The organism is Chloroflexota bacterium (genome assembly GCA_016875875.1).
Classification (GTDB): Bacteria; Chloroflexota; Dehalococcoidia; order GIF9; family UBA5629; genus 9FT-COMBO-48-23.
The window spans coordinates 109929-127123 of sequence record VGOP01000007.1 but is presented as its reverse complement, the minus strand read 5'-3'; the positions used below and the strand labels follow the sequence as shown (position 1 = coordinate 127123).

Sequence of the window (17195 nt, the reverse complement as noted above, 5' to 3'; positions counted from 1 at the left end):
GCACAACACAACCTTGACACTCGCTCGAGGCAAAAGTTATACTTCTTGCTGGGGCCATTAGCTCAGTTGGTTAGAGCACGGTCCTGATAAGACCGGGGTCTGTGGTTCGAGTCCACAATGGCCCACCGTCATATTCAAGCCTAGACTATGTAGATGCCGGGCGGGTTAATCAAGAAATCCACGTAGGCTATGGTTTTATTAGCACTTTTATCGACTGTTCTGGTTTGGTCTGAATCTCAAACGCTTCCATGATGCTGTCTAGTGAGAATGCGTGAGAAATGAGTGGTTTTACGCTCACCTTGCCACTGGTGAGCAACGCCATTGACTCCATAATTTCTTGACTTATTGTTTTACGCCCCCTATTGAAGGAACTTATGAGATTAAGCTGCTTATGAATTATGCGGTTGATAGTTATAGGCACCTCCTCTTCAAATAGCCCCACGAGAACGATACGCCCACCGGTACGGGTCATTTCGATTGCCTGCTGCACGACAATCGGTACTCCAGAGCATTCCATAACAATATCAGCACAACCACCACCTTTGCCGCTGAAGCTACGTCCCGTGCCGGTTATTTCGATTACCCTTTGCAAAGGATTCTCTTTAGCGGCGTCGATGGCTATGTCAGCACCAAGCTCCTTGGCCAATCTTAAGCGCTTTTGAGAAACCTCCGAAACTATTACCTTTGACAGATATTGCTTGAGCACTTGCATCACCAATAATCCAATGGTGCCCAGTCCCATGACAACAGCAGTCTCATAAGGCTTAGGCTCTGCTAGCATTACCCAACGATATGCCCCCCAGAGTGGCTCTATAAAGGTCGCCTCCGCCCAGCTAAGCGAGTCGGGGATTTTAAATATGTTATTATTGAGCACTGCGTCTGGAACAAGTACATACTCCGCAAAACCGCCATTTCTGCCATAGCCAATCAACATGTGCCTTTGAATCTTGTCACACATCCAAAATTGACCGGATTTACAGTACCCACATTCACCACATGGTTTATGTGTAATAGAGGTACACCATTGTGGCTGTCCCCGGAGACACCAAAAGCATTGACCACATCCGCGGATAGTCTCATTATTCGGAACTATCATGGTAACTACGCGGTCACCAATCTTTACATCTTTTACTTTCTTGCCAACCTCGATGACCTCACCGGATAATTCGTGGCCCATCACAAATCCCGGACGGCTGAGAATACCCTTTTTGTATGTATGAACATCAGAACCACAGACACCACAAGCCTTAACCCTAACCAAAACATCCGTTGGTTCTATCTTAGGGTCTGCAACGTTCTCTACTCTAATATCTTTTGCCCCATAAAATACCGCTGCCTTCATTCCTTTTCTCCTTTGTTAATTGCCTTTTGCTTCCACAAATATTGTCCGGTCGTGGATTGTTCCTTTATTTATTACATTGCAGTAGTGATTACTACCTCTCTTGTAAATTATACAATATCGGTAATTGTACACCCTAAATCCACCTCATTGACACCACGCTCAATTCCGCCCTATGTGTAAACCACCAGGGAAAATGGAGGAAATTTGGATTGGCTGTCCATAGTAGAACAAGGTATCGCATTTCCCTTAGACCGTAGGTACAATCTTGTAATTTTTACACTAAATGAATTTGGAGGTGATTTTAAACAGTAGAGGTTGTCACCAATAGGCCAGAATAAAAGTTCTTTATTACGTCCACTGAGGCCTATTGAAGATAAAGAACAATCAGACGTAAACAGCATAAAAATGAATTTTTTGCCTAGCTGTGACCTGAGTACTATTGACATTTTACTCGTGATGGTTTATTGTGTATTGCTAAGGAGGGAGAAAATGCAAGCATACTGCATGAAGTGCCGCACCAAAAGGGAAATGAAGGATGCCAGAAACATAAAAATGAAGAATGGCAAACCGGCAACCCAAGGAGTATGCCCCGTGTGCGGGACTAAGATGTTCAGAATAGGTAAGAGCTAAATTTGTAGTTAGTTGGAGGACTTCTAAAGGGCTGGGTGTCTACTAGGTGTGAATACCCAGCCCTTTAGTTTCAAATTCAGCCTCTGATGGATTACTTAGCTACAAGGTTGGTCTAGTTATGGGACGACCTTTATGGTTCGTAGGACTTATTAAGAAGGGTTTCTCCGGCCGCTTCCTCGCTGCAAAATTAACGAAGGTGCCATTTATTGGCAAAGCCATTGACCGCTGGCTCTTTGATGGCGACGACTTAATTTACCTGCCCAAAGACCATGTGATTCAAATAAATATGCCGGTTGCTACACCTGACCAAGTGGTATTGCCATCTGAGGTTGTGGAACACTTTATTGAGAAAGCTAATTATCACTGGGTCATGAATACCTGTATTTGCCGCGATGCCTCCGGCTGCAAAGACTACCCAATTGATTTAGGTTGCCTTTTTCTTGGAGAGGCAGCATTAGGTATCAATCCGAAACTAGGTCATCGTGTGACAAAAGAGGAGGCACATCACCATGTGCAGCACTGCCGTGAAGCCGGCCTGATCCATCTGATCGGTCGCAACAAGCTAGATTCAGTTTGGCTCGGCATTGGTCCAGGTAACAAACTTCTCACCATCTGCAACTGCTGCCCCTGCTGTTGCCTCTGGCGGATACTGCCTCATATTGCCCCTCAAATTGGTGCCAAGACAACGGGAATGCCCGGCGTTGCAGTTACAGTTAACGGGCGGTGCACAGGCTGCGGGACTTGTACTCAAGGCGTGTGCTTTATTGATGCCATACGTCTGGTCAACAATCATGCTGTCAGAAGTGATACGTGTCGAGGTTGTGGCCGCTGTGTTGATGCCTGCCCTCAGGGAGCCATTGAAATTTCAATCGACGATGAACACTTCGTAGAAAAGACAATCGACCGCCTATCTCCTCTGGTTGATGTTTCGTAATGACAGGCCAGATCGCAAATACCATAAAATCCAAACCTTATAATCGCTCTCATTGTCGGATAGCCAGCTATCGAACGCTACTGATAAGCTAAAACCATATATCGTTCGGTTTGCGGCAAACTGTCACAACTTAAATTATTCGGCTGCCACCAAAACCCGCTTGACTTCTTCTCCTTTCCCAAAATGGTGGGCTCGGCAGGGTTCGAACCTGCGACCAACCGGTTATGAGCCGGCCGCTCTGCCACTGAGCTACGAGCCCACGGAGAGATTAGACCTTATCGGGAAAGTGATTTCCCCTACCCTATTGGCAATAGTATATCATAGCTCTAAAATCAACTGCACCAACCTTCAGCCAATATATACAAGCTTATCTCAGCTCCATGAACAGCATATGATTTGACCAAATATCAAGCTTTATTATAAAATTAGCAATTGGAAAATGAGACTGCTAATTTGTTTATCGAAAACCAAATACAGTTGATTAGCTCTACCCTCTCCGCTGATTAGGAGGTTTGGCTATGCCAATTTATCAGTACCATTGCCCAAAGTGTAACTTGAAATTTGAATTGAAACAGAGTTTCTCTGATGAATCAATGGTTGCTTGCCCCAAATGCCAGAACGGGGCAAAGCGGCTTTTCTCTCCAGTACCTGTAATCTTCAAAGGACCGGGGTTTTATTCCACCGACAATAGAAAAGGTAGATCTGAAAGCGCCAGCACGGAAAGCAAGGTAGACAAGAAAGAAGATAAAGGCACACAGAAGGAAGCACAGCAGTAGGCAGCATAACCGCTCTTGCCAGTTAATTTCTCCTGTGCTACACTCAGACTGGGTCCCTGTAGCTCAGTGGACAGAGCGGCTGCCTTCTAAGCAGCGGGTCGTGGGTTCGAATCCCTCCAGGGACGCCATAAAGCTACCAGGGGCAACTGCTTTTCCCGAAAATGCACACAATGTAGTACAAAGTTGTAGTAGTAGACCGACCAAGCTTGTAAGCTGTCAGGGCAAGAAGTTCGAATTGACAACTCTCTTTGATGCTCTGGCAGCTTATCGTATTTAGTACTAGGTTCATTATTGAGCACACTAGGGTTTAAGTTTATTTCTATGGAAAAGCTAGTTAACCCGGAGCGTGTGTTTTGGCTAACCTCTTCGGGGGAAAAACGCGAAAGCGATGCTACACTGCTTTACAAAGCTGGTAAAGGAGTGCGGTTTGATATAGGATTCATAGGTAGAGGCAATCCTGAGATATCTTTAGACAAAGTTTCCAGATTCGAAAGAGAAGTTGAATTTGGTCGTGGTAAATGGTATTTGGCTACCATAATCCTTGTAGATCATATAGGTAAAGGAAGCCGAATTGAAACTCTAGCTAAAGAAATTGAGGGTACCATTATCCAAATGAGTATGGCATATTGGCCAAAAGAGATAGCGAAAGTGTTGCATGAGAAAGTAGGATTCAACCATGGATTAGTCAATATGCCAGATAATGAGATAGGGAAATTCCTGCAACGCAAAATGGCGGATGTTCCCTTATTGAGCTTTGTAGGAATGAATGATCCTATAGATTGATGGTTTCAAAGGGTCTGCAGGCTTACTTATTGCAATTGCATTTTCTGGCTCACTAATATATGCCTAATTATCGCTGCACATTCCTGACTGTTGTGTAGGCACGTTTACTGGGGTGGACCCATGTGAAAACCTTCATGTTGGGGCTGTTCTTCTTAGCCCCGTCTAAACCCATACCCCTAACGTACAGTAGACAACCATATTAACCTCGACATCAATTCCCGTGGGTGTTACAATCCCATCTACAATAGTGTATCAGACAAACTCGTACCCTTTTTCGTCTGGATATTAGAAAGCCTTCTGTTAGTGAATGAAGAGATATGACTGAGAAGTCAATAATTGTCATCGGAGCTGGGCTTGCCGGCCTGTCTGCTGGCTGCTACGCGCAGATGAATGGCTACCGCTGCCATATCTTCGAGCATCATTCCAAACCGGGTGGGGTAGCCACTGCCTGGAAACGCGAGGGTTATTTGATCGATGGTGGCATACATTTTCTCATGGGACACAGGCCGGGCCAACCTATTTTTAAGCTGTACCGCGAGTTGGGAATCCAGACCGATGATTTCCCCACTCTGATTACATATGGCCGCTTCATTGACGAAGCTAGTGGGGTTAGCCTAGACATCACGAGTGACTTGGAGCGCCTGAGGCACGATTTGAAGGCTATCGCACCAGCAGATGCCGGGCTCATCGACGATCTGGTCGCTGGCGCCTGCGCTATGCAGGGTTCCACCATATTTTTCGAGGCGGGCATGGGCAAACCGCCTGAGCTGATGAATCCCCTTGACCTGCTTAGACAGTTCTGGAGCATGCGTAGGACCTTCAAGTATTTCACGGGCAAGTACGCCAAACCCCTAGCGAACTATGTGCTGGCTGCACATAGCCAGTTGCTGCGGCAGATCCTGGAGAATCTGTTTCTGCCGGAGGTTCCAGTCTGGTTCGTGTTCATGCTCATGGCACTTCTAGCGGACAGGCAAATAGGGTTACTCCCTACAGGATGCCGGGGCTTCGTCATGCCCATCGAGGAGCGCTACAAGGCTCTCGGAGGCACAATGACCTACGAAGCGACTGTGAAGGAAATCATTGTGGAAGACGACCGGGCTGTGGGTGTGAGTCTGATCGATGGCAACACTCATCGGGCTGATGTGATAATTTCCGCCGCCGATGGGCACAGTACCATCTTTAAGATGCTGGGCGGGCGCTATGTGAACAAGAAAACCAGAGAGCGGTATTGCAATTGGAAGTTGATCCGCCCTGTGCTCATAGTCAGCTTTGGTGTGGCACGGGAGTTTCCTGATGATCCTCACATGAGTTCTATAATGCTGAAGGATGCTATTACCGTAGGCACTCAAGAAATTGTCGGCTTCTCGTTGCGTATTTTCAACTATGGCACCGGATTTGCGCCGCGAGGCAAAACAGTGGTCCAGGTTATGCTGGAGACGGAGTGGGATTTTTGGAACGATTTACAAGAGGACCGGCAGCGATATGATGCTGAAAAACAGAGGGTGGCAAAAGAAGTCTTCGCGCGACTTGAGGCGCATTATCACGGCATCTCGTCGCTGGTGGAGGTGACCGATGTCGTCACACCTTACACCACCTGGCGCTACACCTTGAACCACAAAGGGGCCTATATGGGATGGCTGCCGACGCCAAAAGCGCTCATGACCACGATACCCAGAACGCTGCCTGGCTTGGCAAATTTCTACATGGCCGGCCAGTGGGTACTCCCGGGCGGTGGTGTTCCGCCATGCCTCTATTCAGGCCGCCACGTAATCCAGATCCTATGTAAGCGTGATAGGAAACCATTTTCAAGTACCACAGGCTAAACGAATCTCGGTATTGCTACATTAATAATGGCACAGATTCATTTTTACCGAGCTCGTAACCGTTTTGAAAATCTTGTATATTACTATCATGGAAGCCACAAGTGAAGGGCTAATATATTCCTTCAGGATGAACTATACAACCTTCATGATGTGCATAGCAGTACCCAATACTGGAGGTAACCATGAAGCAGTGGTATGAAGAATTATTTGAGAACTATGGGCAACAATATGACAGAGAGAGTTTTGCTCAAGGAACAGTTGGAGAATGTGATTTTATTGAGCAGGAGATCGGATTTAACAAATCTATAAGAATTCTGGATATTGGATGTGGGACAGGACGGCACTCAATTGAATTATCAAGACGAGGTTACAACGTTACAGGAATAGATTTGTCTGACTCGCTTCTAGCAAGAGCAAGAGAGAAAGCTGAGAAACAGGGGCTCAAAATTGATTTCTTGAAATACGATGCAAGAGACTTACCTTTCAATAATGGGTTCGACCTTGTGATAATGCTTTGCGAAGGCGCCTTCCCATTAATGGAAACAGACGAAATGAATTATGAGATACTCAAGAATGCGACAAAATCACTAAAAGAACATGGGGAGTTTATTTTTACGACTCTCAACGGCCTCTTTCCTTTGTATCATTCCATTGAAGAATTTCATACCTCTACCTCAGAAAAAGGCAATGCTACTTACAAGAGCAATACATTTGATTTAATGACATTTCGTGATTACAACATAACGGAGGTTGAAGACGACGATGGCAATAAAAAGGAATTACACTGTAACGAAAGATACTATGTACCAAGTGAAATCTCCTGGCTGTTGAAAACGTTGGGATATATCAAAATTGAAATATTTGGCGCAAAACTCGGTGCTTTTTCAAGAAACGATAAGCTAACCACCGAAGATTTTGAAATGTTGGTCATAGCTGAAAAATGACGAGGATGAAATGCGCCGAGGCGTGGCTATTGTTGAGGATGTTTCTGATGGCGAGTATTAAGGGGATTCTTGCTGGGTGACTTTTACTTACATTGTTAACGCAAAGATGTGCTGTTGAGTCTCCCATTGATTTGAAACCCTGATAAGAACTGAGTATTCTATTAAGACTATGGATTAGTCTAACCAAAGCTAAACAACCTCCCACGATTATCTGATGTTTAACAAGTATAGTTTAAGAACCTGTTTCCGGGAGAATGACCACTTTTGCTATTAGCAGACAATTCGGTTATTTCAGAAGCTATGACGATTAGAGAGAAATTTGAGGATTTCAGGCACCTGTTTACAGATAGGGACAGCATCGAATCAACTGTAAACAGGCTGGTAGATGACAAACTCTTGACACCTGATAAGGGTGATCTCCTGAAGCGGAATTTGCCTGATACCATCAGGCAGTCAAGATACATCCTTTTGAACCTCGGGGCACACATGGCAATTGGGGCAATTTTCTCCTTTGATATCGTACCTCTGCCGCTCGGAACAATATCCAGGGTTCTGTGGGTTGCGGGGAACAGGATTTACAGCGAGGTTAAGAGGGACGACGAAAAGAAGAAGGTTCACTCAGTTACTGTGCTGATAGTATCGGCTATTCCATGGATAGGCTATTTTGCTTATACCCTGCCTTTGAAAAAGGTTAATGAAGACGCAGCATATTTATATGCGAATCACATCACATATGAAAGGAAAAATGAGTCTCTCGTAAGGTATATTCAAGGAAAGCCTGCGATTATCAGAAGGATTCTGGAAAGGCTTCTTATTCCAGATGATATCAGAAAATATGTAGCGTTAGGGGGTTATGAAAGTGACAAAGAATAGGATTCATCCGTTGATTGAGAAGGGCGAGATTTTTTTTACCGCGGGAGTGTACGACACGCTCAGCGCGAAGCTCGCAGAGAGGGCGGGATTTAAGGCTGTTGTTGTGTCCGGCTATGCAGTAGCGGCATCGCTTATCGGCGAGCCTGATATAGGTCTTCTAACTCAGACAGAGATTCTGGATGTTTCGAGGCAGATTATCAATGCGGTTAATATCCCTGTTATTGTCGATGGTGACACTGGCTACGGAGGAGCGCTTAATGTGATACGGATGGTCAAAGAACTAACAGGAATGGGGGCTTCTGGGGTAATCTTTGAGGATCAGACATGGCCGAAGCGTTGCGGCCACATGCGTGGCAAATCTGTGGTAGAGGCAGAAGAGCATCTCCAGAAGGTAAAATCAGCAGTGGAAGCAAGAGGCAACAAGCATATTATGATAATTGCGAGAACTGATTCCCTTGCCACGCACGGTGTTGAGGAAGCCATCAGACGGGGAAATCTATATAAAGAAGCCGGCGCTGATTTGATCTTTGTCGATGCTCCGAATAGCAAAGAGGAACTGAGACACATAGCATCTGGTATCAAAGCTCCACTAGTGGTCAACATGATCGAAGGTGGGAGAACGCCGCTTCTGCCGCTTGAGGAGCTTAAAGAACTTGGGTTTGTCAGCGTGGGCTATCCATTAACCGGCATATACAGCGCAGCAAGGGCAATAGCCGAAGCTTTTGCCCACTTGCTCAAAGAAGGAAACAGCCTCGCTATACTGGACAAGATGATGCAGTTTGACGAGTTTTCATCAGTAGTAGGACTTGAGGAAAAATACGGGCTGGATGAGAAGTACGGAGTTTGACTGGCCTTATCGGCCTTTCTCAGTCAATGCCGATTTCGCAGAGCTGGATAGTGCTGACAACCTCTACCACCCTGTGATTCAACAAATTAGCGATTTGTACCGCGAGTTGCCCTACCTTGCCAAAAGCGCCTTTTCTCCCTAGAGTTCTGAATACATCGCCTCATTGACATCGTAACCAGTAATGGCTACAGTTAGGTAACAACGCGCATATTTCTATTCGGAAGATGGAGAAAAAGAAGTAAAACATCATGTCGCTTGTACCGGCTTTTGAAATAGACGTCTGGAACGCCTGGATTTTCATGAGCAGCTTCATCCTGCAAATGCTGGCGGTCCTGCTACTGGGCAGGGGGGTGTGGGCCAGAAGCTCGCTTCCCTCTGGTATTAAGCGGAGCAAGCTGGAAAAATTTGCACCCTTTATCGGCAACTCAGTCTGGTTTCTGGCTACAATTTACTCTATCTTTCTCCCCCTCCGGCTGGGGACGTTCTGGTTCTACATCGGCCTACCTATTTTTCTGGTGGGGCTGGTGATACTGACGGTAGCCACCGCCAACTTTACCACTGCCCCCACTGAAAAACCGGCCACCAAAGGAGTGTACTATTTTTCACGACATCCGCTTTACCTATCAATGATTGTAATCTACATCGGCACCGGTGTCGCCAGCGCTTCCTGGGTATTCATCTTGCTGGGCATAGCCAACATCTTTTGGATACGAACCGAGGCAGTCATCGAGGAAAGGTATTGCCTCGAGAGGTATAACAAAGACTACCCAGAATACATGAATAGGACGCCAAGATGGATAGGAATTCCAAAATCGGGCTAGGTCTGGCCCCTCCAACAGGGAGACTACTATTAGGTAGGCAAGCCAACAGTGAACAATTGGGCGTTTTGTTACTTTTAACTTAGCTAATATCACAAACCACTCCAATACACTTACGTCATATTGTTGACGGGGCTAGTGCTGTTGTACAATAGCGGCAACGCTATTCGTATAGGAGGTGTCAATAATGGGGATGTATGAATATACACTGGATGAACAGGTGGCTTTGCTTACCATGAATGAAAACAAATTTAATATAAATTCCGTTACCGAATTTCTATCAGTGCTGAACCAAATAGAAAAGGACACCGATGCTAAGGCACTGATAGTCAGGTCAAGCGACGAGAAGATATGGTCCAACGGTCTAGACCTTGAATGGCTATTGCCGCTTGTTCAGAAAGGCAAGAGAAGTGTCACCGATGTTTTCGCTGCTAAACTGAACGAACTCTTTAAAAGGATTCTTTTCTATCCTATGATTACTGTTGCTGCGATTACAGGCCACGCCTTTGCCGCTGGGGCTGTACTGGCATGTTGTTTCGATTTCCGCTTTATGAGGAAAGATCGCGGATACCTTTGCTTTCCCGGGGTCAACCTGGGCATACCATTACTCCCTAGCATGACCGCCATGGTCAAAAAAGCTATACCGATGGATTTGGTGGAAGATATGCTACTCACTGCAAGGAGAGTTACTGCTGACGAGTGCGAAGCGCGTCACATCATAAGGAAAGCCTGCACTATGGATGAACTGATGGGTGAAGCGATATCCTTTGCCAAGGGACTGAATAAGGAAAGACCGATAGTTACTAAAATAAAGAATGTGCTGCACCAGGATATAATGAAAGTCATGGAGGTTGATGACCCGGCTGCCTCAAAATCATTACACCTTGGGTCGTGAGCCTTCGGTATGGTTGACTTTTAGCAACATCTTAATAATTGACCAAAATGTTCATAGTCTGAACATTTGCCTGAAAAGTGCAATTTCTAATCTCACAGATAAGTCAAAGGACCATTGAGTAGTCCATCAAGTTCGATGGTCGCTTTATGTTGACAAACCGGGGCCGCACCAGAGTATAATGCCTACGGGTAAATAAAACTTGGAGAAAGGAACGGCAAATGAGGAGATGAAACATAGAGCAACTGCTTTAACAAATTCGACTACTCTTGATCAAAGCTCCGACGCGGTCACTTCAAAGCTGGCGGAGCAGGCTAGGGAGCGGCTGCCTTCTAAGCAGCGGGTCGTGGGTTCGAATCCCTCCAGGGACGCATTCAAAGTTCTTTATTTTTTTACCTTCTTTCGCCCTTTTGATTTCCGTGCACTATGCTTTCTGTAGTTTCGCATCCGGCAACGGGCAGAGCAGAATCTCGCCCTTGGATCTTGCGAATCAAAATACTCACCACAACTGGCACACCGCAAGAGCCTTGTTCTGCCGTTAATCTCCCAGAGGAACATCAACCAAATCGTGGCCAACAGATTGTCAGGCAGCAAATAAATCTCAGAGTTCTGGAGAGGTAGCAGTTTCGGGGTTAACGCGTTAAGTAAGCGCTGGCCCGCCTCAAGATAAAGATAATATAATGCTGGCCCCTTGGTATCCCCCTTGCTCCATCCACCCAACAGATTCATATTTGCCCTACTCACCAGTTGTACATGCCTGTTGTCGAGTCTTATTGTTATGCCGCCTCGATGCCATAAGACAATATCCCTCAGCCCTTCATCGTCTGTCAAGACCATATCCCATAATTCTAAGCACGCAGCCAAATCGCCAATCTCTTCCTTCCACCAAAGCAAGGACTCCCCCAGTTGGTGATGTTGGCCACTGTTCCGGTTCCTAAATACCAGGTTGTGCACTGAATGACGCTTCAATAAGCCATATTTGTTTGCGAATTTCAGTATCTCCTTCTCATCTTTTTTTATAAGACTGGCGAATTGGCGATGCATGGTGCTTTTAGAAGATTCTAACTCTGGAGTTATACATTCCTCGCCCCATTTCTTCAATAGTCCATACTTACGATGGCGTATCGAATTGGGAACTATCCACAAAGGTTTCTCATCAGTTTTTTTCAGGCCAATATTAAATACGGTCTTTAGTATGTCACTTTTGAAATTACCGTCGACAGAAGTAAGCGGGTGACACTCATTTACCCTGGCGAGAACCTCACTGCTGTCAAAGCCTGGTACCGGGGTCCCGCTCACGGAATAGCCATCTTGGCATACGCTTAACACGGATGTGTACGCCGCGATTCTTACATCTCTTAAGGAGATTCCATGCCCGCTATGCATTTCGTTACGAAAACATATTATACTTCCGTAACATATATTTTAGAACAGACACACTCCCAAGTCAACAAGGTCTAAGCAGAACAGCAATCGCCAGGACGATGAGAGAGCCAGAAGTATTATGTGTGGTGATGGGGTTCCTCATCAAACGCACATCCTCAATGCATATACATCTAGTCGCTGAAAAGGAACTCGAACGCTCCGCGACAATAACCCTTTTCGTGCATCATACACTTCCAAATCGTCGGATAAGTGTTGAATTTAATTCCCAAATGCTCAAACCAGCATTCAATTCTATAAATTACACCACACTCATAGCCATCTAAAAGTTCCATTCGCTTCATGCCTTTGTAGGCAAAACACTCTTCGTTTTCCCACTCCCACCGTAAGACACTTCTCGGATGGACAGTTAAACTAAATTTACTGAAAACTGAAACCGGCAAGGTCATTTCCATGCCGTTAAGCATCAACTTCTTGATTTCGTCCAGGTTTTTTACCGGTTGCTCTATCCCTAGAATTTTTATCAGCCTTTCCACTTCAAACACAGACATAGATTTTATAGCAGCCCGATTTAGTTCATTGGCTTTGTCAATGCCGAATTCTTTTGCGGTTTGATAGAACCACATTCCATCGTGTGTCAGCCATCCCTTACCAAGTAGGTCTCGTATTTCCTCTTTTTTAATGCTTTTCATTGTTCTCATAGCTAATCTCCACTTAAACCAAACAGTTTCGTGAACCTAAGCGGTTTGCCTGCATGGGTACACAGGCAATTATAGCTCTCTCTTGCTCGGCATTTCCAATACAAGCAGGTATAAAGATTGATTGGAAACTAAGAGAACCACACAATAGCACGAATTCAAGAAATATCATATAATTCCTGAAGCTACATGGAGCAAAACCAACTTAACCAGGATTTGGCAAAACTCATAGAAAGTTTAGGTCAGCTTCCCGAAGCGGTGACTAATCCTGGTTTCGTAGTTGTTAGCGGTTTACCGGGAACAGGCAAAACCTTCTTCTGCCGCAAACTGGCTGAGAAACAACCTTTCTGTATCCTCGAGAGCGATGCAATACGTAAAGCTTTATTCCCCTCTCCTGATTACAGCATTGCCGAAAGTGCTCGCCTCTTCGCTGTATGTCATAGCCTTATCGAATGGCTGCTAAAAAATGGGATACCTGTCATCTTCGATGCTACCAACCTATCGGAACGCGACCGCGAGCATCTTTATCGCATTGGTGACAGAACTAGAGCTAGGCTGGTTTTGATACGTGTTGAAGCGCCGCCAGCGGTAGCCTACCAGCGTCTCCAAGCACGAAAAAACGGAGCTATTCCAGAGGATAAATCCGACGCTGACTGGGAGGTATACAGGAGGATGAAGTTGAGAACGGAAAAAATACTGCGCAACCACTTTGCAGTTGATACCTCACGGGATATCACCCCTGTGATTGACAAAATAATACACACGATAAATCGTTGAAATCGCAGAGACGGATGAATCAAAGGCAGGTATTCCTTTCAACGGTAGGATGGGATAAAATAGATGGCAGCCGAGCCCGTGAAAGTCTAAAAGTCCAGAATTAAGCAGAGTTTTGAATACTCAGGAGGCAAAGTTGGAAGTAAAGGTAATCACCGGCGATATCACAAGTGTTGAAGCTGATGCCATTGTGGTAAATCTTTTTGAAGGCGTAGAACATCCTGGGGGGGCAACAAGTGCTGTGGATAAGGCTCTGGATGGGGCTATCACTAAACTTATTGAGCAAGGTGAGATCAAGGGAAAACTTACTGAAATCAGCATTATCCACAGCCTCGGCAAGATTCCAGCGCGAATTGTGGCTGTTATTGGACTGGGCAAACAGTCCGAGTTGTCACTCGATAAGATTCGTGCTTTAGCTGCGGAATTCTGCCGCTCTTTAAGAAGACTAAATTGCCGACGAATAGCCACCGTCGTCCACGGTGCTGGCGCGGGTGGAAGCAAGACTGAGGCAAGCTCTCAAGCCATAACCGAGGGTAGTCTCCTCGGACTATACAGATTCCGCGAGCACATAACTAAAGAGCCTGAAAATCAAAATGTAGCAGAACTTCTAATTGTAGAAAGAGATGCGACCAAATTACCAGCCCTGGAACAGGGCTGCAAAAAGGGAAGGATGATTGCGGAAGCTACCAATTTGGCTCGAGATCTGATAAATGAGCCGGCCAATTACATGACACCGAGCGATATGGCAAAGGTGGCAAAAAAATTGGCGAAAGCCTATGGCCTTGAGTTAACTATATTAGACCGCGAACAGATGGAAAAAGAAGGAATGGGGTCACTTTTGGGAGTAGCTCGAGGAAGCCTCCAGCCGCCAAAGCTGATAATATTAAGTTACAGAGGTAATAAGACGTCCTCTGATACCTTGGGCTTTGTTGGTAAAGGTATAACCTTCGATTCTGGGGGTATATCTATCAAGCCATCCGAGAGTATGTGGGAGATGAAAGGCGATATGGCTGGAGCAGCTGCTGCTATGGCATCCGTTAGTGCCATCGCACAACTGAGGCCAAAGGTCAATGTCACTGCAATTATTCCAGCTACCGAAAACCTTCCGGGTGGTAATGCTCTAAAGCCGGGAGACATTTTGAAAGCCATAAACGGCAAGACTATAGAGGTGGTGAACACCGATGCTGAAGGAAGGCTAATTTTGGCCGATGCACTGGGCTATGCTGTGAAAAAAAAGTTTTCGTCTTTGGTCGATGTAGCCACGCTGACCGGCGCCTGCCATGTAGCCCTGGGAGATGTTTGTAGCGGAATATTCGGCAATTCCCAGGAGCTTATAGACAAGGTAGTTAAGGCCGGGACTGAAGCCGGAGAACGTCTGTGGCAAATGCCAATGTATGAAGAATACAAGGAGCAGAACAAAAGCGATGTAGCTGATATCAAAAATAGCGGCGGCCGATGGGGAGGCGCCATTACTGCAGCCCAATTTCTAGCTGAATTCGTCGGTGACACACCTTGGGTACATATCGATATTGCGGGTACTTACATGACCGATAAAGAACGGGGCTATTTGGTAAAAGGAGCCACGGGTGTCGGCGTGCGAACACTGGTCAATTTTGCACTGGCTTCGGCAAAATAGAATAGAAATAAGTAAACTCGAATATCTACCTACATATTGGTTTTTGAATCAAGTACAAGGAGGTGTACTGTGAAGGTAAAATGGCTTGGACATGCTTCTTTCCTGATTAGCTCTGAGACTGGCCTCAAGATTATTACCGACCCTTATCCTCAAGGTAGTGGACTCAGTTATGCTCCGGTCAGCGAAACTGCCGACATTGTTACAATGAGTCATGACCACTTTGACCACAACAACATCTCATCGGTGCCAGGCAAACCCGAAGTCATCACAGGGAGCGGAGTAAAGAATGTCAAAGGAATTCAATTCAAGAATATCGCTAGCCACCACGACGAATCCCAAGGAAAAGAACGTGGGGGCAACACGATATTCTGCTTTTCCGTGGATGGGATAAAACTCTGCCATCTAGGTGACCTAGGACATAGACTCAGCAAGGAACAAATCGATGAGATCGGTGATGTAGACATATTGTTCATCCCAATTGGCGGTGTTTTCACCATTGATGCCAAGATGGCAAGCACAGTGAGTGATGACCTGAAGTCCAAGGTCGTCATACCCATGCACTGCAAGACACCTAAATGTGACTGGCCGCTAAACACAATTGAGGACTTTCTGGCTGATAAGAAAAACGTAAAGAAGCTTAATTCCAGCGAGATAGAATTTAAGGTAGGCGAGCTGCCAGAGGCGACTGAAATTATAGTATTGCAGCCGGCACTATAATGCGGCGCTTTACACGAATTTGAAGGACTCAGTCAGTCGCTAATTGCCCCCAGGCTAGACGCGCAGCTTCCATCTCAGCAGCTCTTTTGCTTTTCCCTGAGCCTGCCGCCAACACTCTATCCCCAAGCACCACCTCAACAATGAAGCCTTTATCATGGTCTGGGCCCGAAGCCTCCACAATTCGATAAGTCGGAAGCTGCTTAAATTTAGCTTGCGTGAACTCCTGTAACAGAGCTTTGTAGTTTCGACCTATTCCCTCGGCCCTTACCCGTTCAAGATGACTACCAAGCTTACCCACAACGAAATCCCTAGCAGTATCCAGCCCCTGGTCGAGAAATATAGCGCCAATCAAGGCTTCAAAGGCATCGGCGAGGTTGGTTTGCCTTTCTCGCCCACCTGTTGCTTCTTCCCCTTTTCCTAGATGGAGGTAATCACCAAGGTTAAGCGTTAAAGCAAGCTGAGCCAAAGTCTCCTGCCGAATCAACAAAATGCGTATTTCAGTCAGTTCACCTTCGCCAAAATGTGGAAACTCGTGATATAGCTTCTCCGCAACAATGAAGCTCAATAGAGCATCGCCGAGGAACTCAAGGCGCTCGTTGTCGGGGAGATGAAAACCTGGATTTTCATTGATATAAGAGGAATGGACAAAAGCCTGTTGAAGTAGAGATGTATCCCGAAAGGTCATCCCGATATCCTGTTGCAGAGCCTGCCAATCAAACAAAGTCGCTCAACACCTTTTAGCTGAGTATAGCAGTCAGCTTGTCTTGCTGGCAACCCTTTGCTATAATCCCAAACAGGTTTGGGGATTCGTCTAGCGGTAGGACAGCGGACTCTGGATCCGTAAGGCCAGGTTCGAATCCTGGATCCCCAGCCAAGCTAATAAATCAGGGTTATACGGCGCATTCGTCTAGGGGTTTAGGACGCCGCCCTCTCAAGGCGGAGATCACCGGTTCGAATCCGGTATGCGCTACCAACTGCTTGCAAAAGTTTACAAATCGTTTGTAACTACTACTCACCACTCAAATTGACAGCGTTTTCAGCTGTGCTAAATAATTCTGAATGTTGTGCAATCTAGCTCCGTTCAACAAGAAGCCATAAGGTAAAATTTCAAGAACTAGCTAAATTATCACCCCGTCCAGAGACAGAGCGAAGAAATAAGAATGTGAAAAACTCTCTTGTCCTAGGAGAATTTCACCACTCGGCGGAGAAGACTTAATATGACGGGGACTAGTTTGCCCTAGCGATTTTGAACCCTACACCAGCGGATGGTAGACTCTGTTAGCAGGACTAAAGGGATTGAGTAGTGCTCTTTAGGTACCAGCAGT

The 17195-nt window shown here is 45.9% G+C and carries 16 protein-coding genes and 5 tRNA genes; 16 read left to right on the top strand and 5 right to left on the bottom strand.

The window, feature by feature from the left end; all coding sequences use genetic code 11:
- Positions 1-51: 51 nt before the first annotated feature.
- A tRNA-Ile gene (locus FJ023_06725) sits at positions 52-128 on the top strand.
- Between the two features lie 59 nt (positions 129-187).
- Here the strand turns inward: FJ023_06725 and FJ023_06720 are convergent.
- Positions 188-1342: a zinc-binding dehydrogenase gene (locus FJ023_06720; protein MBM4447026.1), complete on the bottom strand. Its 1155-nt coding sequence runs from the start codon at positions 1340-1342 to the stop codon at positions 188-190.
- Between the two features lie 748 nt (positions 1343-2090).
- On the opposite strand from FJ023_06720, the gene FJ023_06715 reads away from it, so the two are divergent.
- Complete coding sequence (locus tag FJ023_06715) at positions 2091-2906, top strand: 4Fe-4S ferredoxin (GenBank protein MBM4447025.1); 816 nt, start codon at positions 2091-2093, stop codon at positions 2904-2906.
- A gap of 184 nt (positions 2907-3090) precedes the next feature.
- Here the strand turns inward: FJ023_06715 and FJ023_06710 are convergent.
- Positions 3091-3165, bottom strand: a tRNA-Met gene (locus tag FJ023_06710).
- A gap of 259 nt (positions 3166-3424) precedes the next feature.
- On the opposite strand from FJ023_06710, the gene FJ023_06705 reads away from it, so the two are divergent.
- From FJ023_06705 to FJ023_06665, 9 genes are all read left to right on the top strand, one after another.
- Entirely contained in the window at positions 3425-3682 is a 258-nt protein-coding gene (locus FJ023_06705; protein MBM4447024.1) for a hypothetical protein, read from the top strand.
- A gap of 52 nt (positions 3683-3734) precedes the next feature.
- Positions 3735-3810: transfer RNA gene (locus tag FJ023_06700), tRNA-Arg, on the top strand.
- A 193-nt stretch (positions 3811-4003) separates the two neighbouring features.
- Positions 4004-4465: a hypothetical protein gene (locus tag FJ023_06695; GenBank protein MBM4447023.1), complete on the top strand. Its 462-nt coding sequence runs from the start codon at positions 4004-4006 to the stop codon at positions 4463-4465.
- Positions 4466-4782: 317 nt separating this feature from the next.
- Positions 4783-6288, top strand: a complete 1506-nt coding sequence (locus FJ023_06690) for an NAD(P)/FAD-dependent oxidoreductase (GenBank protein MBM4447022.1) — start codon at positions 4783-4785, stop codon at positions 6286-6288.
- Positions 6289-6470: 182 nt separating this feature from the next.
- Complete coding sequence (locus FJ023_06685; protein MBM4447021.1) at positions 6471-7232, top strand: class I SAM-dependent methyltransferase; 762 nt, start codon at positions 6471-6473, stop codon at positions 7230-7232.
- A gap of 300 nt (positions 7233-7532) precedes the next feature.
- A complete protein-coding gene (locus tag FJ023_06680) occupies positions 7533-8105 on the top strand; it encodes a hypothetical protein (GenBank protein MBM4447020.1) in 573 nt (190 codons plus the stop codon).
- Positions 8092-8952, top strand: coding sequence for an isocitrate lyase/PEP mutase family protein (locus FJ023_06675; protein ID MBM4447019.1), 861 nt, complete (start codon positions 8092-8094; stop codon positions 8950-8952). The genes FJ023_06680 and FJ023_06675 overlap by 14 nt, the downstream gene beginning before the upstream one ends.
- Positions 8953-9200: 248 nt before the next feature.
- Positions 9201-9773, top strand: coding sequence for an isoprenylcysteine carboxylmethyltransferase family protein (locus FJ023_06670; GenBank protein ID MBM4447018.1), 573 nt, complete (start codon positions 9201-9203; stop codon positions 9771-9773).
- Positions 9774-9957: 184 nt separating this feature from the next.
- The gene (locus FJ023_06665; protein MBM4447017.1) at positions 9958-10665 is read left to right on the top strand and encodes an enoyl-CoA hydratase/isomerase family protein; all 708 of its coding nucleotides are present in this window, start codon (positions 9958-9960) and stop codon (positions 10663-10665) included.
- A gap of 381 nt (positions 10666-11046) precedes the next feature.
- Here the strand turns inward: FJ023_06665 and FJ023_06660 are convergent, their stop codons facing one another.
- Positions 11047-11961, bottom strand: coding sequence for a hypothetical protein (locus tag FJ023_06660; GenBank protein ID MBM4447016.1), 915 nt, complete (start codon positions 11959-11961; stop codon positions 11047-11049).
- A 257-nt stretch (positions 11962-12218) separates the two neighbouring features.
- On the bottom strand, positions 12219-12746 hold the full coding sequence (locus FJ023_06655) for a hypothetical protein (protein MBM4447015.1): 528 nt from the start codon (positions 12744-12746) through the stop codon (positions 12219-12221).
- Between the two features lie 186 nt (positions 12747-12932).
- Between FJ023_06655 and FJ023_06650 the strand changes: the two genes are divergently transcribed.
- From FJ023_06650 to FJ023_06640, 3 genes are all read left to right on the top strand, one after another.
- Positions 12933-13520 carry a hypothetical protein gene (locus FJ023_06650; GenBank protein ID MBM4447014.1) on the top strand — a complete coding sequence of 196 codons (588 nt, stop codon included), beginning with the start codon at positions 12933-12935 and terminating at the stop codon, positions 13518-13520.
- A gap of 133 nt (positions 13521-13653) precedes the next feature.
- Positions 13654-15153 carry a leucyl aminopeptidase gene (locus FJ023_06645; protein ID MBM4447013.1) on the top strand — a complete coding sequence of 500 codons (1500 nt, stop codon included), beginning with the start codon at positions 13654-13656 and terminating at the stop codon, positions 15151-15153.
- A gap of 21 nt (positions 15154-15174) precedes the next feature.
- Positions 15175-15870: an MBL fold metallo-hydrolase gene (locus tag FJ023_06640; GenBank protein MBM4447012.1), complete on the top strand. Its 696-nt coding sequence runs from the start codon at positions 15175-15177 to the stop codon at positions 15868-15870.
- A 28-nt stretch (positions 15871-15898) separates the two neighbouring features.
- Here the strand turns inward: FJ023_06640 and rnc are convergent, their stop codons facing one another.
- A complete protein-coding gene (rnc, locus tag FJ023_06635) occupies positions 15899-16591 on the bottom strand; it encodes a ribonuclease III (protein ID MBM4447011.1) in 693 nt (230 codons plus the stop codon).
- A 79-nt stretch (positions 16592-16670) separates the two neighbouring features.
- Between rnc and FJ023_06630 the strand changes: the two genes are divergently transcribed.
- Both FJ023_06630 and FJ023_06625 read left to right on the top strand, forming a co-directional pair.
- Positions 16671-16744 (top strand) — tRNA-Gln (locus FJ023_06630).
- A 22-nt stretch (positions 16745-16766) separates the two neighbouring features.
- Positions 16767-16843: transfer RNA gene (locus FJ023_06625), tRNA-Glu, on the top strand.
- Positions 16844-17195: the final 352 nt, after the last annotated feature.